This is a genomic window from Streptomyces sp. KL109B (assembly GCF_030766935.1).
Classification (GTDB): Bacteria; Actinomycetota; Actinomycetes; order Streptomycetales; family Streptomycetaceae; genus Streptomyces.
The window spans coordinates 193,621-212,858 of sequence record NZ_JASERL010000017.1; the positions used below are offsets into that span (position 1 = coordinate 193,621).

The 19,238-nt window shown below is 72.2% G+C and carries 19 protein-coding genes and 1 pseudogene; 8 read left to right on the forward strand and 12 right to left on the reverse strand.

The window, feature by feature from the left end:
* Position 1 precedes the first annotated feature (1 nt).
* On the forward strand, positions 2-1,399 hold the full coding sequence (locus RBJ65_RS39415; protein WP_372341390.1) for a GH1 family beta-glucosidase: 1,398 nt from the start codon (positions 2-4) through the stop codon (positions 1,397-1,399).
* On the opposite strand, the gene RBJ65_RS39420 is transcribed toward RBJ65_RS39415, so the two are convergent.
* The 6 genes from RBJ65_RS39420 to RBJ65_RS39445 form a co-directional block, all read right to left on the reverse strand.
* On the reverse strand, positions 1,396-2,808 hold the full coding sequence (locus tag RBJ65_RS39420; protein WP_306321954.1) for an MFS transporter: 1,413 nt from the start codon (positions 2,806-2,808) through the stop codon (positions 1,396-1,398). The two genes, RBJ65_RS39415 and RBJ65_RS39420, sit on opposite strands and share 4 nt — an antisense overlap.
* Positions 2,809-2,969: 161 nt before the next feature.
* Positions 2,970-3,944, reverse strand: a complete 975-nt coding sequence (locus RBJ65_RS39425) for a dipeptidase (RefSeq protein WP_306321953.1) — start codon at positions 3,942-3,944, stop codon at positions 2,970-2,972.
* A gap of 4 nt (positions 3,945-3,948) precedes the next feature.
* On the reverse strand, positions 3,949-4,695 hold the full coding sequence (locus RBJ65_RS39430) for a hypothetical protein (protein ID WP_306321952.1): 747 nt from the start codon (positions 4,693-4,695) through the stop codon (positions 3,949-3,951).
* 2 nt (positions 4,696-4,697) lie between these two features.
* Complete coding sequence (locus RBJ65_RS39435) at positions 4,698-6,392, reverse strand: hypothetical protein (protein ID WP_306321951.1); 1,695 nt, start codon at positions 6,390-6,392, stop codon at positions 4,698-4,700.
* A gap of 140 nt (positions 6,393-6,532) precedes the next feature.
* On the reverse strand, positions 6,533-7,318 hold the full coding sequence (locus tag RBJ65_RS39440) for an IclR family transcriptional regulator (protein ID WP_306321950.1): 786 nt from the start codon (positions 7,316-7,318) through the stop codon (positions 6,533-6,535).
* Positions 7,319-7,438: 120 nt separating this feature from the next.
* Positions 7,439-9,019: a cellulose binding domain-containing protein gene (locus RBJ65_RS39445; RefSeq protein ID WP_306321949.1), complete on the reverse strand. Its 1,581-nt coding sequence runs from the start codon at positions 9,017-9,019 to the stop codon at positions 7,439-7,441.
* 339 nt (positions 9,020-9,358) lie between these two features.
* On the opposite strand from RBJ65_RS39445, the pseudogene RBJ65_RS39450 reads away from it, so the two are divergent.
* Positions 9,359-9,643, forward strand: a pseudogene (locus RBJ65_RS39450) (GNAT family N-acetyltransferase); the annotation flags it as partial.
* Between the two features lie 67 nt (positions 9,644-9,710).
* Here RBJ65_RS39450 and RBJ65_RS39455 read toward each other — a convergent pair.
* Positions 9,711-10,628, reverse strand: coding sequence for a helix-turn-helix domain-containing protein (locus RBJ65_RS39455; RefSeq protein WP_306321948.1), 918 nt, complete (start codon positions 10,626-10,628; stop codon positions 9,711-9,713).
* 124 nt (positions 10,629-10,752) lie between these two features.
* Between RBJ65_RS39455 and RBJ65_RS39460 the strand changes: the two genes are divergently transcribed.
* The gene (locus RBJ65_RS39460) at positions 10,753-11,562 is read left to right on the forward strand and encodes a phytanoyl-CoA dioxygenase family protein (protein WP_306321947.1); all 810 of its coding nucleotides are present in this window, start codon (positions 10,753-10,755) and stop codon (positions 11,560-11,562) included.
* A 102-nt stretch (positions 11,563-11,664) separates the two neighbouring features.
* Here RBJ65_RS39460 and RBJ65_RS42205 read toward each other — a convergent pair whose 3' ends face one another.
* Positions 11,665-11,742: a 50S ribosomal protein bL37 gene (locus tag RBJ65_RS42205; protein WP_370443954.1), complete on the reverse strand. Its 78-nt coding sequence runs from the start codon at positions 11,740-11,742 to the stop codon at positions 11,665-11,667.
* 87 nt (positions 11,743-11,829) lie between these two features.
* A complete protein-coding gene (gene cynR / locus RBJ65_RS39465; protein ID WP_306321946.1) occupies positions 11,830-12,801 on the reverse strand; it encodes a transcriptional regulator CynR in 972 nt (323 codons plus the stop codon).
* A 183-nt stretch (positions 12,802-12,984) separates the two neighbouring features.
* Between cynR and RBJ65_RS39470 the strand changes: the two genes are divergently transcribed.
* The 5 genes from RBJ65_RS39470 (at position 12,985) to RBJ65_RS39490 (ending at position 17,521) form a co-directional block, all read left to right on the forward strand.
* Entirely contained in the window at positions 12,985-13,485 is a 501-nt protein-coding gene (locus RBJ65_RS39470; protein ID WP_306321945.1) for a nucleoside deaminase, read from the forward strand.
* Between the two features lie 37 nt (positions 13,486-13,522).
* The gene (locus tag RBJ65_RS39475; protein ID WP_306321944.1) at positions 13,523-14,044 is read left to right on the forward strand and encodes a hypothetical protein; all 522 of its coding nucleotides are present in this window, start codon (positions 13,523-13,525) and stop codon (positions 14,042-14,044) included.
* 9 nt (positions 14,045-14,053) lie between these two features.
* Positions 14,054-15,490 carry an MFS transporter gene (locus RBJ65_RS39480; protein WP_306321943.1) on the forward strand — a complete coding sequence of 479 codons (1,437 nt, stop codon included), beginning with the start codon at positions 14,054-14,056 and terminating at the stop codon, positions 15,488-15,490.
* Between the two features lie 96 nt (positions 15,491-15,586).
* Positions 15,587-16,435 carry a PP2C family protein-serine/threonine phosphatase gene (locus RBJ65_RS39485; protein ID WP_306321942.1) on the forward strand — a complete coding sequence of 283 codons (849 nt, stop codon included), beginning with the start codon at positions 15,587-15,589 and terminating at the stop codon, positions 16,433-16,435.
* A gap of 78 nt (positions 16,436-16,513) precedes the next feature.
* On the forward strand, positions 16,514-17,521 hold the full coding sequence (locus RBJ65_RS39490) for an MASE1 domain-containing protein (RefSeq protein WP_306321941.1): 1,008 nt from the start codon (positions 16,514-16,516) through the stop codon (positions 17,519-17,521).
* Positions 17,522-17,530: 9 nt separating this feature from the next.
* On the opposite strand, the gene RBJ65_RS39495 is transcribed toward RBJ65_RS39490, so the two are convergent.
* The 3 genes from RBJ65_RS39495 to RBJ65_RS39505 form a co-directional block, all read right to left on the reverse strand.
* Positions 17,531-18,289 carry a bifunctional 2-polyprenyl-6-hydroxyphenol methylase/3-demethylubiquinol 3-O-methyltransferase UbiG gene (locus tag RBJ65_RS39495; protein WP_306321940.1) on the reverse strand — a complete coding sequence of 253 codons (759 nt, stop codon included), beginning with the start codon at positions 18,287-18,289 and terminating at the stop codon, positions 17,531-17,533.
* Positions 18,290-18,428: 139 nt separating this feature from the next.
* Entirely contained in the window at positions 18,429-18,941 is a 513-nt protein-coding gene (locus tag RBJ65_RS39500; protein ID WP_306321939.1) for a Fur family transcriptional regulator, read from the reverse strand.
* Between the two features lie 2 nt (positions 18,942-18,943).
* Positions 18,944-19,150 carry a DUF2180 family protein gene (locus RBJ65_RS39505; protein ID WP_306321938.1) on the reverse strand — a complete coding sequence of 69 codons (207 nt, stop codon included), beginning with the start codon at positions 19,148-19,150 and terminating at the stop codon, positions 18,944-18,946.
* Positions 19,151-19,238: the final 88 nt, after the last annotated feature.

Consider the following 19,238-nt stretch of genomic DNA (forward strand, 5'->3'; position numbering starts at 1 on the left):
CATGCGAGAGTTGACCCCGCTCCCCGTGTTCCCCGACGGCTTCGTCTTCGGCGCGGCCACCGCCTCGTACCAGATCGAGGGAGCCGCCACCGAGGACGGCCGCGGCGCCTCCATCTGGGACACCTACAGCCACACCCCCGGCCGCACCCACGAAGGCGACACCGGCGACATCGCCTGCGACCACTACCACCGCTACCGCGAGGACGTGGCACTGCTGCGCGACCTCGGCGTCGACTCGTACCGCTTCTCGATCGCCTGGCCGCGCATCCAGCCCACGGGGGAGGGGCCCGCGAACGCGAAGGGCCTCGACTTCTACTCCCGCCTCGTGGACGAGCTGTTGGAGGCGGGCATCGAACCGGCCGCCACCCTCTACCACTGGGACCTGCCCCAGGCACTGGAGGACCGCGGCGGCTGGCGGGTGCGCGAGACCGCGGAACGGTTCGGGGAGTACGCGGCCGTCGTCGCGGAACACCTCGCCGACCGCGTCCCCCGCTGGATCACCCTCAACGAGCCGTGGTGCAGCGCCTTCCTCGGCTACTCGGTGGGCCGCCACGCGCCCGGCGCGCAGGAGGGCACAGGCGCGCTCGCGGCCGCACACCACCTGCTCGTCGGCCACGGACTCGCGATGAAGGCACTCAGGGCGGCAGGAGTACGGGAAGCGGGCATCACCCTGAACCTCGACCGGAACGTGCCCGCCACCGACACCCCCGCCGACCGGGCCGCCGTCACCCGCGCCGACACCCAGCACAACCTCGTCTGGACCGAACCGATCCTCGCCGGCCGCTACCCGGCGAGCGACGAGGACACCTGGGGCGAACTCATCACCGCACAGGACTTCCGCCGCGAGGGCGACCTCGAACTCATCGGCCAGCGACTCGACTTCCTCGGTGTGAACTACTACCGGCCGATCGTCGTCGCCGACGCCCCGCACCGCGAGCCGGACCCGGCCCGCCGCGTCGCCACCGACAACCGGTACGAGGAACGGCCCTACCCCGATGTGCGGCGCACGGCGATGGGCTGGCCCGTCGTCCCCGAGTCCTTCACCGACCTGCTGACCGCGCTCAAGGCCCGCTACGGCGACGCCCTCCCGCCGGTCCACATCACCGAGAACGGCACCGCCGAACACGACGGACCCGCCGCCGACGGCGCCGTCCACGACCCCGACCGCGTCGACTACCTGCACAGCCACCTCACCGCACTGCGCGCGGCGATGGACGCGGGCGTCGACGTGCGCGGCTACTACGTGTGGTCGCTGCTCGACAACTTCGAGTGGGCCCTCGGGTACGCGAAGCGGTTCGGGATCGTCCGCGTCGACTACGACACCCAGCGGCGCACACCGAAGGACAGCTACCACTGGTACCGCGCCCTGATCGCGGCGCACCGGGACCCCCGTCCTTAGGCGCTGATGTCCTCCAGGCTCCGGTCCCGCGTCGATGTCCCGAACACGGCGACCGCCACCACCGCGATCACGATCACGGCGCACAGCAGCAGGAACACGCCGACGAACGTGAGCCCGGTGTAGGCGGCGCCGAGGATCACCGGGGCGAGGGCCGCGCCGACCCGGCCGAACACGGCGGACGCGCCGACGCCCGTGCCGCGGATCCACGTCGGATACACCTCCGGCGTGTACGTGTAGAGGGGCGCGTAGGCGCCGTTGAGGAAGAACGCCAGCGCCACGCTGCACACGATGACCACCGCGTCGCTGTCGGTCGTCGCGGCACCGAGCGCCGCCACGGCACCGAGGAGCAGGAACACGACGATGCTCCACTTGCGGTCGAGCCGCTCGGACAGCACGGCCGCCGGGTAGTAGCCGACGACCTGGGCCACCTCGATGACGATGGAGTACCCGAAGCTCTCGCTGATCGAGAAGCCGCGGTCGACCAGGAGCGTCGGCAGGAACACCAGGAAGCCGTAGTACGCGAAGCTGAAGCAGAACCAGAGCACCCACACGAGCCCGGTCTGGCGCAGCAGCGGCGGCCGCCACAGCGCCATGAAGCGGGCGAGACCGGTGGGCCGGTCGTTGGCCGGGGCCGCGACGGCGGCGCCCTCGGGGGAGGGCGCGGGCTCCGGCAGTGGCTTGCCGGTGGCCTCGCGGACCTTGTCCTCCAGGCGCTCCACCTCCGCGTACGCCTCGTCCACCCGCCCGCGCGAGACGAGATAGCGCGGCGACTCGGGCAGGCTGCGCCGCCAGAACACGGCCAGGATGATCGGGAGCCCGACGACGATCTGCGCGATGCGCCAGCCGCCGTCGAAGGCCTGGATGATGAAGTAGCCGATCAGCGCGGCCAGTACGTAGCCGAACGCGAAGAACCCGGCGAGCGAGCCGACGAAGTGACCTCGCTTGGACGGCGGCGAGAACTCCGCCAAGTACGGCATCACGATATTGGCGTTGATGCCGATGGCGACGCCGCCGACGATCCGGGTGGCGATGAGCACGAACGCGTCGGGGGAGAACGCGCCGAGGATCATCGCGGCGCTGTAGCAGGTCATCGACCAGACGAGCAGATTGCGGCGGCCCGTGCGGTCGCCGATGAAGCCGACGAGCAGCGCGCCGATCACGGCGCCGATCAGGGAGGAACTGCCGAGCACGCCCTGTTCGAGGCCGGAGAGCGCGAAGACACCGGCCACGATCGGCAGGAGGAACGACACGATCCCGTTGTCCATGCCGTCGAACGTGGTGCTCAGGCCGCCCTTGAGGAGGATGCCGCGCTGTACGCGGGTGACCGGCAGCCGGTCCAGGCGGGCCGCCACCTCGTGGGCGGCGCCGGTGAGTCGGTGGGGTGCGGTGCTGGAGGTCTGTGGGGTCACGGGGACCGCCCTTCGGGGAACGTGGAGCGGTTGGGGGGAGAGGGGGCTCCTTGCGGTGGTGCGGGGTGGTGCGGGTGACGCGGGGTGGTGCGGGCGCCGGGGCATGGCGGACCGTGCCCCGGCGGTGTGGGGCGAAGGGGGATGTCGGTGGTGAGGGGGGCTTAGGCCGGGGTGAGGACCTGGCGGTAGAAGCGCAGCCAGTTGCCGCCCATGATCTTGGCGACCTCGGCTTCGTCGAACCCGGCGTGCTCGGACAGGCACCGGGCCAGGGCCGGGAAGTCGGCGGTGGATTCCATCCAGGTGATCGCGGGCGCCTTGCCGGGCGTGCCGGAGAGGGCGGCGCCGCGCTGCTCGGTGCGGGTCCAGCGGCCCTTGCGCATCCACTGGAGCTCCGGCTCGCCGCTCTTGCGGCTGAGGTCGGTGCCGATGCCGACGTGATCGATGCCGATCAGGTCGACGGTGCGGCGCACCATGTCGCACCACTCCTCCCGGCTGTCCGCCCACGGGCCGCTGATGTTGCGGTAGGTGGCGAGGCCGAGCATGCCGCCGCCCGCCGCGAGGGCCTTGAGGAGTTCGTCGCCCTTGTTGCGCGGATGGTCGTACAGGGAGCGCGGGTTGGCGTGCGTGACGGCGACCGGCCGCTCGGAGGCGTGGATGGCGTCGAGGCCGGTGCGCTCGCCGACGTGCGAGAGGTCGACGACCATGCCGAGCCGGTTCATCTCCTGGACGACCTCGCGGCCGAACCGGGAAAGGCCGCTGTCCTCCGGCTCGTAGCAGGAACCGCCAATGGCGTTCTGGTTGTTGTACGTGAGCTGCACGACCCGCAGACCCATGTCGTGGAACAGCTCCAGGAACCGGACGCGGTCCTCGATGGGGGAGGAGTTCTGGGTGCCGAGGAGGATCGCGGTGCGGCCCTCGCGGTGGGCCCGCTCGATGTCGTCGGCGGTGCGGGCGATCAGGATCAGGTCGGCGTTCTCGCGCTCCAGGTCGCGCCAGCGCCCGATCTCGTCCATCGTCTCCGTCGCGTTCTCCCAGAACGCCAACGTGGGTGTCACACAGGCGAGTTGACCCGCCCGCAACTCCTGGAAGACCTCACGGTCGTAGCGGCTGCATTCGAGGCCGTCGATGAAGAGCACGCCGTCACCTTCCGTCGCTGAGTATGGGTGCCGCGGCGGGGTCCGCGGGTTCTGAGGGCCGCGAGGGCTCCGAGGGCTGGTCGGCCCAGTCCTCGCCGACCTCGCCGACGATCCGCCCGCTCTCGTCGAACACCGAACGCCCGGTGTGCTGCCGGGACAGCGCCGAGTCCGGGGTGAGCGCCTCGTTGCCGAGGCGGAAGAGGTTCCACCACAGATCGGCGGATACGTCGAGGCCGTGACGGAGTACGTGGTCCAAGGGGTCGGCGGGGGCGGCTTCGCGCAGCGGGGCGCACTCCAGGACCCGCCGGCCGCCGTCCTCGGAGACCGTGACCGCCACGCCGAACTCGGCCGCCCGCACCGGGAGTACGTCGAGCAGCTCGGGGCGTACGACATCCAACACGGCGACCCGCGCCCGTACATGACGGTGGGTCAGTGCCACCGCCAGGTCCAGCAGATCGGGCGCGGCGACGAGCGCGTGCCGGCCGCGCGCGTCGACGGTCGTGTCGGGTCCTTCGGTACGGCGGTGGTTGTGCGCGGCGGCCGTCCTCCGGACGGTTTCCGCGTCGTCGTGCAGCAGGCGCAGCGCGTCGAGGCCGAGCGCATCGGCGACGACGGTGGTGTCACGCGCGGCGTTGACCGCGCCGCGCGGCACACCGAGCGCCCGCAGCACACGCCCCACGACGAGCCGGCTTTCGCGCAGCGACACATTGACGGTCGAAGGGGCCTTATCGGCCAGGGCAGTTGAGGGCAAGGTCAGTCACGCTCCTCGGGGCGGCGGGGGTAGATCCAGTCGAAGGCGCGCCCTTCCGCCAGGTCGGCGCGGGTCGGCGCGCCGTGGAAGAGGAGGCCGAGCACGCTGCGGCCGAACGCGTCCACGGTCTTGTCCAGGCCGTGGAACGCGGCGTTCATCAACCGCACGACATGCACCGGGACGAAGTCCTTGGCCAGCATGTTCATGTGCGGCGAGTGCAGGAGGCGGCCCGCGAGCCCCTGCGCCCGGGTCACCGTCCAGCGCTCCTCGGGGTGTTCGGCGAGGAACTCCCCGACGAGGGTGTCGGTCGGGACGGTGTCGAGAAGGGCGGCGAGCCGCTGGATGTCACCGGGCAGATCCAGCGCCCACTCGAAGCCGCCGGGCACCTCGTCGACGGGCCCGCGGCGCGGCTCCTCCGCGTCCCGTGACTTGTACCAGCGGAAGTGCCGCTGGTCCGGGTCGGTCAGATCGACGGCGAGCGCCCACGCGTACTCGCGGGAGAGCAGGTCTCGCAGCTGCGCGACGGTGTCCGTGGGCCGGTGCCGCAGTGTCTCGTCGGCGGGCTGGTGGCGCAGCAGCGCGTCGGTGTGCTCGGGCCGCAGCTCAAGGAGGACGGCGTCGAACACCTCGACGGCCTCCTGACACACCTCGTCGTCGGGAAGCCCCGCCAGCAGATCACCGAAGACGGCGTCGGGAGCGGCCGCCTTCAGCCGCTCGACGAGGACGCGCAGCCCGTCCGCCACGACCGCCGGGGCCGTGAAGTCGTGGTACGTGAGCGGGTCCTCGTCGTGGAAGTCGACGGCGCGCGCCAGGAGTTCGGCCGCCCGGTCCACCTGCGCCGAGCCCGGCACGACAGGAATGCGGCGGGCCTCGGCGACCGCGGTGCGGCGCAGGGTGAGCCAGCGGTCGAGGAGCACCGGATGGGTGTTGGCGAAGAAGACGAGGCCGAGCGCGGAGCCGTTGCCGAGGCCCAAGAAGCGCCGCAGCTCCGGGGCGAGCCGCGCGGCCTCCGGGTTGCGGCAGCGGGCGAGGTGTTCCACCAGGTCCACGGAGAACTCGCGCATCAGATACGCGGCGAGCATCTGCGCGTGGTACGGCAGGCGCAGCGGGTGGTCCTCCTCGAGCGCCCCGTACGAGCGGGTGCCGAAGGTGCCGTTGCCGTCGAGGCCGGTGTTGCGCATCAGATAGCCGACCGGCCACAACTCGGCGACGCGCGGCTGCCGTCCGGCCGCCAGATGCTCGATGACGTGGTCGAACAGGCGCAGGCTGCGATTGGACCTGCACCACACGAGGCTGCCGGGCGTGGCACGGCCCGCGTACAGCTTCGGCAGCTCCTCGCGGGTGACCCGCAGGTCCTCGTCGGTGGCCTCACCCTCGACGAGCGCGCCCATCATGTCCCAGTCGGTGCCGATGATGCGGCCGGTGCGGCCCTCCAGCTTCGGCTCGAAGGAGAACACCATGAAGTCGAAGACGGCGGTGGGCGTGCGGACGCGGTACACCGCCTCGCCCCTGGCACGGGCGTCGATGTCGAAGCGGACGAGGTCGACCGTCCAGCGTTCGCGTGTCATCAGGTGCATGAGCGAGCGGCTGGCGCTGAGCCTGCTCGGCGCGAGGGTGGCGAGCCGTTCGGGCCGCATGAGGTCGGCGGCGGCTTCGGGGCCGTCGCCGTGGGGGCGGAGTTCGCTCCGGGTGGTCATGTGTCTCCCTTCGGAAGGGGATACGTGGGGGTGGTGACGGGTGGCCGGAGGGGTACGTGTGTGGTGGTCGCGGGGGTGCGTGACGTGGTGGTCGCGGGGGTGCGTGACGTGGTGGTCGCGGGGATGCGCGACGTGGTGGCTCACGCCGTCCAGGACGTGTGTCCCTCACCGACACTCGACGTCAGCCGGGCCAGGTCCGCGGCCGCGTCGGCGAGCACGTCCCGCGCCGACAGCGGGTCGAAGCGGGTCTCGGGGCCGACCGCGCACAGCGTCACGGTCGGCCGGCCGGTGCGGCCGACGAGCGGGAAGGCGATGGCGGCGAGGCCCTCGTCGGCGTACTCGGGGATGAGGGCGTAGCCCTTCTCCCGTATCTCGACGAGTTCGTCGTCGTCGGGGAGCGGCACGCCGCGCTCGCGCAGCGCCTCGACCGTGGCGTCGTCGGCGTGCGCGATGAGGGCCCGCCCCGTCGCGCCGCCGCGCAGCGACATCCGGCGGCCGAGCGCCAGCGTGACATGGGCGGCGGTGCCGGGCTCCGCGCGCTTGACGACGCGGGTCGCGTCGTCGTCGAGGACCGCGAGACACACCGACTGGCCGATGCGCTCCGCGAGTTCGGCGAGAACCTTGGAGACACGCTCGCCGAACCCGGCGTGCTGGAGCGCCGCGTTTCCCAAGTGGGCGGCCTTGACGGTGAGTTGATAGGCGCCGTCGGGCAGCTGCTCCATCCAGCCCGCGGCCACCAGTGTCACCAGCTGCCGGTGCACCTCTGAGCGGCCGGCGCCGACGGCCCGCGCCAGCTCCGCGACCCGTACGGGGTCGGTGGTCTCGCCCACCGCGTCCAGCAGCCGCAGCAGCTTGAGCGCGGAACTCATGGGCTTGGTCGTGCTGTTCGTCTCGTGCTTCGTCTCGTGCTTCGCGTCGTGCGTCATAAAATGTAGGACACCATCCCGTATTTCGTGACGCCAATTATGAAGAACACGGCGCGAGTTGAGTCAAGGGGTCGACAACGATCAGGTCGGGAGGGATGGTTGTGGGCGCCGGAGGGTTGGTCAGCGCACGTGGCCCAGGAACGCCTTCATGAACGCGTCCCCGGACTGGCTCACCCCACTGCACGTCGCCGCGGCCGGTCCGCCCGAGCCGTCGGGGCACGCCTTGTCGCGGGTCGCCGACCACAGCGACACCCACGCCATGCCCTTGGCCTTGGCGAACGCGCCGAGTTCGGCGGCGTCGGACAGCGTGAACACCTCGCCGTCGACATCGTTGACGCCGATCATCGGGGTGACGGCGACCCGCTTCCAGACCGCGCTGTCCGAACCGCCGATGACGCCCTTGAGCTGGGCGTGCGTGGCCTCGGCCGCGTCGATCGCGTACCGGCCCATGCGGCCGCGCGGGTGCGGGGCGGGGGAGGAGCCGAAGTTCATCGCCATGGCGTTGACGGAACCGATGTCGACGCCGTGCCCCTTCGCGTTGCGCAGCAGGGCCAGGCCGTCCGCGGTGAGGCCGCGGGGCAGCGCGGGCAGCGTGAACGACACGTCCAGACCCGGGTGCTTCTTCTGGAGCGCGGCGACGACCCGATTGCGGCGGTCGACGCTCGCCCGGTCGGTCAGCGCGTCGCCCTCGATGTCGAAGTCGACCTTGGTCAGCTTGTAGTGGTCGATGACCTGCTCGTACGCCGATGTGAGCCGCGACGTCGACGTGCAGGTGCGGGCGAGTTCGTTGCCGCTCTGGCCGCCGAAGGAGACGCGCGCGTCACCGCCCGCGGCACGCAGTGCGCCGATCTTCGCGGCGACCGGGTTGCCGTCGAGCGTCGAACCGCCCCACTGCGGGGCGCAGTCGCCCTTGGGCTTCACGAACGCGAGGGTGAAGTTCCGCACGCCCGTGGCGCGGGCGGTGCCGGTCAGGTCGAAGGCGGGGGAGAGGGACGTGTCGACGTACGGGGCGAAGGACACCGGCTTGGGCGGGGCCGTGGAACGGGACGGATCCGGCCTCGACGTGGGTTTCGGTTTCGGCTTCGGGGAGTGCTTCTTCGGCGTCGAGCGCGAGGGCTTCGGCGACGGGGACGTGCTCTTGCTGGGGGCGGGTATCGCGCCGATCGCGCACGGTGTGCCGTCGACCGAGCAGTCCGTGGGGCGGGCCCCGGACGTCGAGCGGGCCCCGGACGTCGAGCGGGCCTTGAGGGCGAGCGCGACGGACTCCCCGGCGTCCAACGGACCGTCACCCTGGCGGGCCCGCGCCGTCACCTGCCGGCCGTGCACCGCGTAGTGCGCGTGCGAAAGCGAGGACACGGACGCGCCCTTCGGCAGCGTGAACGACAACGTCCAGTCGGACGCCGCGGACCCGCCACCGTTGTGGATCACATACCGCCCCGTGAACCCGCTCTGCGAGGTCGCCGTGCCCTGATAGCGCGCCGTCAGCGCCGCCGGGTCGTCGCCCCCTGTGGCCAGCAGGGTGCCACCGGCCACCGCCGCGACGAGCACGGCGCCACCCGCGACGAGCGAGCCGGTGCGGCGGCGGGCCAGGGCGGCCCGGGTGCGTGTCACGCCCGCCGACGCACGCGCGGCGAGCGGCGCGAACGGCGAGGGGCGCGGCTTGCGCCGCTTTCCTGCGGGGCGTCGGGACGGGGGCGCCATGCGGGTCCTTCACAATCGGGTGCGGGGCACGGCGGGACATCGTAGGCCCTGTGATCGACCGGTGTCCGGTCGGTGTGGGCGCGGGCACAACTCGCCCCGGATTACTGGGAGTTACCCAGGCGACATAGCGGGTGCAGCAGGCCGCTCGCCGCGCAGGGCACCAACTGCGGGCGAGGCGGGCATGTCATACAAAGAGAGGGGCATGTCCTGGAAAGGGGCAGGCATATCCCGAAAATCGGATGCGGTGCGTGGCCTGTCGTGCTGGGATCGATCACCATGCACACCCATGTTCTCGATGGCCCCGACGAAGCGGGCCCGGAAGCGGCCTTGCTGGACAGGATGGAGCGGAACCTGGCGGAGCACGCCTGCCACCTGCACCGAGGGACGACGGGCGCGAGCGTCACGGAGACCGACGACCTCCTGATCGCCGACAGCGGCCTGGACGACGACACCTTCAACATCGTCGCCATGGCTCGCTTCACCGCCGCCACCGCGCCCGCCCGGATCACCGAGACCACCGGGGCACTGTCCGGCACCGGCCGCCCCTTCTCCTGGTGGGTCGGCCCCACCTCGACACCCCCCGACCTCGCCACCCGCCTCGCGTCGGCCGGCCTGCCGGCGTCCGCCGACGGCGAACCCGTCTACCGCCGCCTGGGCTTTCACGCCTGCGGCCGGTTCACCGAGCACGCGGTCAACGGCTGAGCCCGGGGTCGCCGCCCCGGTAGACGGTCGGCGGCACACCGAAGCGTTCCCGGAACGCGCGGCTGAAGTGGAACGGGCTCGCGAACCCCGAGGCCCGCGCGATCTGCCCCACGTCGAGATCGGTGGCGTCGAGGAGCTGCTGGGCGTGCCCGAGCCGCGCGGCACGCACGGCCCGCATCGGCGTACGACCGGTCTCCTGCGCGTACAGATGGGCGAACCGGGAAGGCGACAGGGCGACTTGGCGCGCCAGGGAGCGGACCGTGTGCGGGCCGCCGGGGTCCGCCGCGACGATCGCGTCGGCCCGCGCGACCCGAGGGTCCCGCAGCTCCGACGCGGCGCGCCCCGCGGCCGCCGTGGAGCCGGTGGCCAGGAGCAGCACCTCCTCGATCGCGCCGAGCGCCAGCTCACGCCCGGGGCCCGCGGCGGCGACCGCGATGCCCGCCGGGTCCTGCTCGGGCGGAGCCTCGCCGCCCGACCACCGCGCGTCGGCGTGCAACCGCCGGAACGCCGCGTCGACCCGGCCGCGCGCCGCGTCCGGCACCCCGGCCACACAGTGCGCCCCACCGCCCCGGCCGTGCTCGCGCAACCACGCGGGCCACGCCGCCCGCGGCTGGAAGTGCACCCACCAACCACCCCACGTACCCACGGACGGATCGGTGCGGTAGGCGTGCCGGTGGTGCGACGACAGCACCGCGAGGTCGCCAGGGCGCTGCGGTATCCAGGCCCCGCTGCCCCGTACCTGGCCGCGCCCCTCGGCGGTCCACAGCAGCAGCCAGTTGTCGGCGCCCGCGGCCCGGCCCACCTGATAGTCGGCGCCCTCCGCGAACCGCGCCGCGATGAGCAACTGGGCAGGAGGGGAAGGGGTGTCGGCAGCAGTTTCAGGCAGGTGCGCGCTCGTGCTCGTCATTCGGTGTCCGCCGCCTCCGGCCATAGTTTCGGATCAGTCCGCTTCCGCGCGGACCCCGAGTCCACAGCAGTCCAGCACACCCTCCAACCCACGGTCCACGCTCAGAAAAAAAGAGGAACCCCCGGTGCACACCGACGCGTTCGACACCCAGACGTTCCAAGAGCAGTTCCGCACCCGCGGCTACGGCATCGCCCGCGCCCTCCTCGACCCCGCCGAAACACGCGAACTCACCGACGAGTTCATGCGGTTGCAGGCCGCGGGCCCCGTGCCCGGCCACTTCGAACCCAAGCCGCAACCGCCCGAAGGCCCCGCCGACCCGCTGCTCGCGTACCCCCGCGTCATGCAGCCGCACCGCTTCAACGAGCTGGCGCTGCGCCGCCTCCTCGACCCCCGCGTCGGGGACATCCTGGCGGGGCTCTTCGGCGAGGAGCCGCTGGCCGCGCAGAGCATGTTCTACTTCAAGCCGCCCGGCGCCCGTGGCCAGGCCCTCCACCAGGACAACTTCTATCTGCGCGTCGAACCGGGCACCTGTATCGCGGCCTGGGCCGCCCTCGACCACATCGACCGGGACAACGGCGGCCTCGAAGTCGTCCCTGGCACCCACCTGATGGACCTGTTCTGCCCGGAGGAGGCCGACTCCAGCCTCTCCTTCGCCCGCGAGTACGTGCCGCCGCCCGAGGGCCTCGTCCCCGAGCCCGTCGACATGGCGCCCGGCGACGTACTGTTCTTCAACGGCACCCTCGTCCACGGCTCGGGACCGAACCGCACGACGGACCGCTTCCGCCGCTCGTTCATCTGCCACTACGTCGGCCGCTCCACCGAGCGCATCGCCGGCTACTACGGCCTGCGGACGATGGACGGGCGGACGGTGGAGGCGGCGGAGAGCACCGGCGGCGGCCCGTGCGGAAACGAGTTCGCCCCGGCCATGCACTGACACCCGTACCAGAACACGGAACAGGGAACACGGAACGCGAGAGCGGGGCGGCAGAAGTGTTCTTCTGCCGCCCCGCTCGGGCTCGCTGCCGTCAGCCTGTATTCAGGACTGCGGACGGCTGCCGTGGTTGGCGCCGTTCTTGCGGCGGGCCTTCTTCTTGCGGCGTCGCTTCGAGGACATCGATACCTCCCAGGGTGTGTGTTTCTTGTGGTTCTCCCTGGAACGGTCCAGGCGAGCGTGCGGGCGCTTACCCGCGATCATGCAAGTCTATGGCGTGCCCCGCGCCCCACGCGAATCCGGCCCCACGGCCGTGCCGTGGCCCTCCGGCGGCTCGAACGGACGCGCCTCCACGTGCTCCCGCACGAGCCGCGCGAAGGCCGCTGCCGCCGTGCTCCGGTAGCCGTCGGCCCGGCTGAGGAGCGCGGCCGTGCGCGTGGGCAAGGGAGGGTCGACGGGCAGCGGGGTCAGGCGCGGGTGGCCGTGTGTGACCGGATCCGGGAGGACCGTGGTGAGGCCGGTCCGCTGGACGATGTCGATGAGGGTCTGGAGGGAGTTGGCCTCCAGCGCGATGCGGGGCCGCACCTGGTGCTCGGCGAAGTAGTCGTCGATCCGGCCGCGCGTCGCGAAATCCTGGCTGAGCAGGGCGAGTTGGAGTCGCCCCAGATCCTTCGCCGCCCACGGGCGAACCGTCCCGTCCGCGGCCTCGGAGCCGGGTTCCGCGTCGCCCGTTACCAGGCTCAGGCTCTCCGTGAACAGCGGCTCCACCGCGATGCCGGGCAGCTGCCCGCCCTGGAACGCGATGCCCAAGTCGCAGTCGTCCGCGAGAAGTTCGGCCTCTAGGCGGTCCTGCGTCAGCTCCCGCACGGCGACCGTGATGCCCGGGTGACTCGCGCGCAGCGCCGCCACCAGCGGCCCGACCAGATAGGCGGTGAACGTCGGTGTCACCCCGAGCCGCAGATGCCCGCGCGACAGATCCCGTACGTCGTGGATCGCACGCTCCCCGGCGGCCAGGTCCCGCAGGGCGCGCCGCGCGTGCTCCAGATAGGCGCGCCCCGCGTCGGTCGGCCGCACGATGCGCCCACCGCGATCGAGGAGCTGGGTGCCCAGGCTCCGTTCCAGCTGCCGCACCTGCTGCGACAGGGTCGGCTGGGAGATCCGCAGCGCCTCGGCGGCGCGCGTGAACCCGGCATGCTCGACGACGGCCATGAAATAGCGCACCTGACGCAGCTCGACGGACATACCCCCAGCGTAGGACCACCTATAGAGAACACCAATGGGACCTAGGTCCATCAAGTCTTTGACGCTATAGATCCAGCTGATGCACGGTGAATCCATCGGACAGCCGCCCAGCGAGAAACAGCCACCCAACGAGAAACAGCCACCCAGCAAGAAGCAGCCGCACAGCAAGAAGAGGAGTTCGTCATGGACTTCGCCCAGCGCACCATCGACATCGCCCGCACCAACGTCGAGGAGGGCGGTCGGCCCTTCGCCACCGTCATCGTCCGAAACGGCGAGATCGTCGCGGAGAGCCCCAACCAGGTCGCCCAGACCAACGACCCCACCGCGCACGCCGAGATCCTCGCCATCCGCGAGGCCTGCACCAAGCTCGGCACCGAGCACCTCACCGACGCCACGATCTACGTCCTCGCCCACCCCTGCCCGATGTGCCTGGCCGCGCTCTACTACTGCAGCCCCGCCGAGGTCGTTTTCGTCACCACCCGCGAGGACTACGCCCCGCACTACGTCGACGACCGCAAGTACTTCGAACTCGACACGTTCTACGGCGAGTTCGCCAAGAAGTGGGAGGAGCGCCGGCTGCCGATGGTCTACGAGCCGCACGCCGACGCCGTCGACGTCTACCGCGAGTGGCAGCGGCGCAACGGCGGCGAGCGCCGCGTCCCCGGCGCCCCCACCGACGCCTGACCCCCGCCACCCGACCCCGACCCGCAAAGGCCCGACATTGAACCGGCGCATACCCCTCGCCCTGGCGGCGACGGCAGCCGCGGCCCTCCTCATCCAGGGCTGCGCCAACGGCGACGACCACACGTCGAAGGACGCGCACGCGGCGCGCGAATCCAAGGGGACGGACGCGCGCGAATCCAAGGGCACAGACGCGCAGGAACCCAAGGGCACAGACGCGCAGGACGCCCCCTCCGACACCGTCACCGCCGCCCACGAGGACTCCCACCGCAGCGTCTACACCCTCTCCGCCGACCAGGTCGAGGCGCTCACCGGACACCGCCCCGGCGGCTCCGGCGACGCCGCGATCGCCCGCGCGCTGCAACAGCGCGGCCTGTGGGAACACCAGAAGGCCACCTCCCGCCACGCCGACAGGATCACGGCCGCCGCCGCCCGCGAACAGGTCAGCCTCCGCGACGCCCTCAAGGCCACCGGCGAGGACGACGACGCCGTCGTGCGCGTCTACGTAGCCCACGACCAGCACGCGAACATCGCGCACATCGGCACCGAGCACCACGGATAACCGCCGCCGATGACACAGGACTGCGCGCCGGACACCGCCTCCGCCGCACCCCCGCACGCCGAGGCCCCACCCCGCCGATGGTGGGGCCTCGGCGTCCTCGGGCTCGCCCAGCTGATGATCCTGCTCGACGGCACCATCGTGAACGTCGCGCTGCCGTCCATGCAGCGCGACCTCGGCATGAGCGATGCCGCCCGGCCGTGGGCCATCACCTCGTACACCCTCGCCTTCGGCGGCCTGCTCCTGCTGGCGGGCCGGATCGCCGACATCGTGGGCCGCAAACGCGTCTTCCTCACCGGCCTCGCCGGCTTCGCGGTCGCCTCCGCGGCGGGCGGCACGGCCCCGGGGCCCGGCGCGCTGTTCGCCTCGCGCGCCCTCCAGGGCGTGTTCGCCGCGCTGCTCGCCGCCAGCGCCCTCGCCCTGATCACGACGACCTTCCCCGACCTGCGTGAACGCCGCCGCGCCATCGCGATCTTCGGCGCCCTCGGCGGCGCGGGCGGCGCGCTCGGCGTCACCCTCGGCGGCCTGCTGACCGAGACGGCGGGCTGGCGCTGGTGTCTCTACGTCAATGTGCTCTTCGCCGGGGCGGCCCTCGCGGGCAGCGTGCTCATGCCCGCCGACACGGCTCCGCGCACCCGAGGCCGCCTCGACGTGCCCGGCGCGCTCCTCGCCTGCGGCGGACTGACCCTGCTGGTCTACGGGTTCAGCGCGGCGGAACACAGCGGCTGGACGGGCCGCCCCGTGGTGACGACGCTGACGGCCGGCCTGGTGCTGCTCGCCCTCTTTGCTGTGTGGCTGCGCACGGCCCGCGACCCGCTGCTGCCGCCGCGCCTGCTGCGCGACCCGGCGCGGGTCGCGGCCCTCGTCGCCGGGGCCTGCCTGATGGCGGCGCAGCTGTCCCTCTCGCTCTTCCTCACCTTCCACCTGCAGACCGTCCTCGGCTGGTCGGCGGCCCGCACCGGCCTCGGCTTCCTGCCGCTGAGCCTCATCACCACGCTGACCGCGACCCAGCTCGGCACCCGCCTGCTGCCCCGGCTCGGCGCACGCGTGATGATGGCGAGCGGCCTGTGCGTCGCCGCCTGCGGACTGTGGTGGCTCGGCCGCCTCACCGTGCACGCCGACTACGCGAGCGGCATCCTGCCCGGCATCGCCCTCTTCGGCATCGGCATGGGCGGCACGTTCCTCGCCCTGATGACAACGGCGACCGCCCAGCTCCCGCCCGAGGACTCCGGCATCGCCTCCGCCGCCCTCAACTCGGCGCAGCAGGTCGGCGGCTCCATCGGCTCCGCCGTCTTCAACACGGTCGCCGCCGGAGCCGCCGCCGCTGTCGCCGCCCCACCCCGCACCGCACTCCTGCACGGCTTCACCACGGCTGTGCACTGGCCACTCGTCGGCCTGCTCGGCGCGGCCCTCGGCACGGCGGTGCTCGCCCGGCCGCGCGGGCGCTGACGTGCGACCGCCACGGACCCCGGGCACAGTGGACAGGACCTCTCCCGGAACGACCCTCCTGGAACTGTCTCCGCCGGCACTGGAACGGGGCGAACGATGTTCCGCAACGAGTCCGCCGAGGACGGGCAGGAGCTGCTGACCAAGCTCGGCGCGCTGACCGCCCGCGCGCGGGAACTCGCGCAGATGCAGCGCTCACGCGTCGAACTCGCGGTGGCGCTGCAACGCGGCATGCTGCCCCGGGACCTGCCGCACCCCGACGGCGTCCGCCTCGCCGTCGGCTACATGCCCGCCAACCACGGGCTCAACGTCGGCGGCGACTGGTACGACGCCTTCACCATGGCCGACGGCCGCATCGGCCTGTCCATCGGCGACGTACAGGGACACAACATCCAGGCCGCCGCGTTCATGGGCCAGGTACGCGTCGTGCTGCGCGCCCTCGCCTCCGTCACCGGGGACCCCGGGGAACTGCTGGCCCGCACCAACGACCTCCTGGTCTCCCTGGACACGGACCTCTTCGCGACCTGCACCTTCCTGCGGCTCGACCCCGCCAGCGGCACCCTGGAGTGCGCGCGGGCCGGACACATCCCGCACATCTGGGCCACCGCAGACGGCCGCTCCGGCGTCGACGAGGAGGAGGGCGGGCCGCCGCTCGGTGTGCTGGCCGGCGCCACGTTCCCCGTCGCCTGCCACCGGCTGAGCACGGGTGGTGTCTTCGTACTGCCGACCGACGGCGTCGTCGAAGGCCCCTCCCTCGACCTCGACGACGGGCTGAGCCAGGTGCGGCGGCTCGCCGAGATCACCGCAGGGGCGGGCCTCGGCGTCGACACCCTCGCGGACGGCGTGATGAAGCTCGCGGACCGGGTGGGTCACGAGGACGACGCCGCGGTCCTCGTCGTCGGCCACGACGTCGGCCCCACCGGGCGGCGCCCGCGACGGCACGGCTGAGCGGGGCCGGACCTTCTCGGCCGTGCGAGGACACCGGCGGGGGTCCTCGCATGGCCGAGAAGGTCCGGCCGGTGTCTGATGGCTGCTGTGGTGGTTTCCCGGCGGTTCCGGCCGGCCATGGCGATGGCCCTGAAGGCGCTCGCCGTGGCCGTCTGCTACTACGTGGCAGGGCGCTTCGGGCTGCTCGGCCAGGTCGGCGTCGAAGGAGTCGTCGTCACCCCCATCTGGCCACCGACCGGCGTCGCCGTCGCCTCCCTGCTGGTGTTCGGTGTGTGGGTGTGGCCCGGAATCGCCCTCGGCTCCTTCCTCGTCATCGCCTCCCTCACCACACCCACGATCACCGCGGCGGTCACCGTGACCGGCAACACGGTGGCGCCGCTGTGCGCGTGCCTGCTGCTGCGCTGGGCCGGATTCCGGCGCGACGTCTCCCGGCTGCGCGACGGCACCAGCCTGGTCTTCCTCGGCGGACTCGGCGCCATGCTGATCAGCGCGACGGCCGGCATCGCGCCCCAGCTGTGGACCGGCGACCTCGCCCCGGACGACTTCTGGCCGGTGTGGCTTGCCTGGTGGGTCGGCGACGCCATGGGCGTCCTGCTCGTCACCCCGCTGCTGCTCGTCCTCTTCCGCGGTGTGCGCGCGCTGCGCCGGGGGGCGGCGGGCCGGATCCCCGCCGGGCGCTGGGTGGAGGCGGTGTGCCTGGGGATCGCGGCCCTGCTGCTCGTGCCGTTCGCCGTGTTCAGCACGCCGAGCATGCTCTTCCTGATCTTCCCGCTGCTGATCTGGGCGGCGCTGCGGTTCGAACTGGCAGGCAGCATGCTGTGCGCGCTCTTCGCGTCCGTGCTCTCCACCTACGCGGCGCACGAGGAACAGGGCTCGTTCCTCGACCTGTCGAACATCGAGGGCATGGTCAAACTCCAGGCGTTCAACGGCGCCGCCGCGCTCACCGCGCTGCTGCTGTCCGCGCTCGTCACCGAGCAGCGCACCACGCGCCGCTCGGTGCGGCAGGCCTGCAACGAACTCGCCGAACTCCTCGAACACCTCGCGGCGGGCGAGAACCCGCCCGACCCGCCGCCCGACAGACGCTGACCCGGCGGCTCAGGCGCGCCGCGCCGTGAGCAGTTCGAAGGGCGGATTCGCCGCGTAGTCGTCCCAGAACCCCTCCGGGAACGCCGCGCGCCCCTCCTCCGACACGGCGAGCGGCGACCAGGCCACGTCGGTGAAACCGGCGCGCGTCAGGGCCTCGGCGTACACCTCGCGGCGCGGCAGGCTCGCCACGAAGGACACGGGATCGGGCTCGAGGAACGCGGTGACCCGCACCCGCGGACCGACCTCGACCCGGCTGCCCTCCCACGCGCAGTGGAAGCCGTACGGGCGCGGGCTGGGGCCGTCGCAGTCGTAATCGGGGCTCTGGTTGAGGGCGTAGAACGTCCCTCCGGGCGCGAGGGCCGCGTGGATGGAGCGGCACATCGCCGTCATCGCGTCGACCGTCTCGGAGTAGTTCAGCAGGTTCACGGCGGTCGCGATGTCGTAGCGGCCCTCGCCCAGCGCGCCGCCGGTGGCCACGTCGCCGACGGCGTAGCGCACGCCCAACGGGTCGGCGCTCTCGATCCGGCGGGCGACGTCGACCATCTCCCCGGACACGTCGACGCCGAACACGTCGACGGCGCCGCGCCGCTTGAACAGGCGACTGTAGAAACCGGTGCCGCACGCCAGGTCCAGGACCGACCGGCCGGACACATCGCCCACCAGGGCGAGAAAGCTGGGCACCTCCACATAGCGGGCCAGGGGCAGGGCCTTGAAGCCCTCGAACGCCTCCCCGATCCGGTCGTACTGCTGCTCCGCGCTCGTGCTCACGCTGCCTCCCCGTAAGGGCTCGGTGATGTCTGCGAGCAGTCTTGTACCGGAGCACCGCGCGGGCCGACTGGCAGGAGCCACAAAGATCGCGGCGCCGCATCGGGCGCGCACACAAGCCCCGCGTGCCGGGCCCGGTGGGTCAGTCGGGCCGTTCCGGGCCCGCGGCACGGCAGTCCGCGCACCGGCCCCACCAGGTGACCTCCGCCTCGTCGACGACGAAGCCCCGGTCCTCGATCGGGTCGAGGCAGGGCGCGGCGCCGACCGCGCAGTCCACGTCCTCGATCCGGCCGCACACGCGGCACACCAGGTGATGGTGGTTGTCGCCGACGCGGAGCTCGAAGCGCGCGGGGGACCCGGCCGGTTCGACGGAGCGCACGAGGCCGACCCGCGTGAAGTCTTCAAGGACGTTGTAGAGCCCCTGCCGCGACAGCAATCCGGAGGACTCCCCGGACCCGGCAGCCGACCCGGCAGCCGACCCGGCAGCCGACCCGACGGCCGATCTGGCGGCCGACTTGGCGGACCGCACGATCCGCTCCTCCAGGTCGGCCGCCGACACATGCGGCCGACCCTGGAGCGCCGCGAGCACGGCACGCCGCTGCGCCGTGCTGCGCAGCCCCTTGCGCCGGAGCAGCTCGCCCGCGTCCTCAGCCATCGTTACGCGGCCTCGGCGGCGAGACACGTACGGCACACGACGCGCCGTCCGGCGACCCTGCTGGTCGTGCGGCTCATGCCGTTGGCCCGCTGCACGTGGGTGGCGACCACGCGCGCGTGGTCGTCGCAGGTGGCCAGTCCGCATCGGGTGCAGATGCCGATGCCGGTGGAGTCGGAACGGTTTTCCTGGATGCAGTCGTAACAAGCCATGTGGGGGCCTCCGTAGGAATTGTCACCTGAGGTGGCAGGCGTCACTGGCTGCGCTGATATGTACCTCGGTCTCCCTTACGGTACGTCC

Bases quoted from the DNA above. Each gene is read 5' to 3' on its own strand.
- RBJ65_RS39415 (WP_372341390.1), top strand. From the start codon at position 2: ATGCGAGAGTTGACCCCGCTCCCCGTGTTCCCCGACGGCTTCGTCTTC.
- RBJ65_RS39435 (WP_306321951.1), bottom strand. From the start codon at position 6,392: ATGACCACCCGGAGCGAACTCCGCCCCCACGGCGACGGCCCCGAAGCC.
- RBJ65_RS39440 (WP_306321950.1), bottom strand. From the start codon at position 7,318: ATGACGCACGACGCGAAGCACGAGACGAAGCACGAGACGAACAGCACG.
- RBJ65_RS39445 (WP_306321949.1), bottom strand. From the start codon at position 9,019: ATGGCGCCCCCGTCCCGACGCCCCGCAGGAAAGCGGCGCAAGCCGCGC.
- RBJ65_RS39455 (WP_306321948.1), bottom strand. From the start codon at position 10,628: ATGACGAGCACGAGCGCGCACCTGCCTGAAACTGCTGCCGACACCCCT.
- RBJ65_RS42205 (WP_370443954.1), bottom strand. From the start codon at position 11,742: ATGTCCTCGAAGCGACGCCGCAAGAAGAAGGCCCGCCGCAAGAACGGC.
- cynR (WP_306321946.1), bottom strand. From the start codon at position 12,801: ATGTCCGTCGAGCTGCGTCAGGTGCGCTATTTCATGGCCGTCGTCGAG.
- RBJ65_RS39470 (WP_306321945.1), top strand. From the start codon at position 12,985: ATGGACTTCGCCCAGCGCACCATCGACATCGCCCGCACCAACGTCGAG.
- RBJ65_RS39480 (WP_306321943.1), top strand. From the start codon at position 14,054: ATGACACAGGACTGCGCGCCGGACACCGCCTCCGCCGCACCCCCGCAC.
- RBJ65_RS39485 (WP_306321942.1), top strand. From the start codon at position 15,587: ATGTTCCGCAACGAGTCCGCCGAGGACGGGCAGGAGCTGCTGACCAAG.
- RBJ65_RS39490 (WP_306321941.1), top strand. From the start codon at position 16,514: ATGGCTGCTGTGGTGGTTTCCCGGCGGTTCCGGCCGGCCATGGCGATG.
- RBJ65_RS39500 (WP_306321939.1), bottom strand. From the start codon at position 18,941: ATGGCTGAGGACGCGGGCGAGCTGCTCCGGCGCAAGGGGCTGCGCAGC.
- RBJ65_RS39505 (WP_306321938.1), bottom strand. From the start codon at position 19,150: ATGGCTTGTTACGACTGCATCCAGGAAAACCGTTCCGACTCCACCGGC.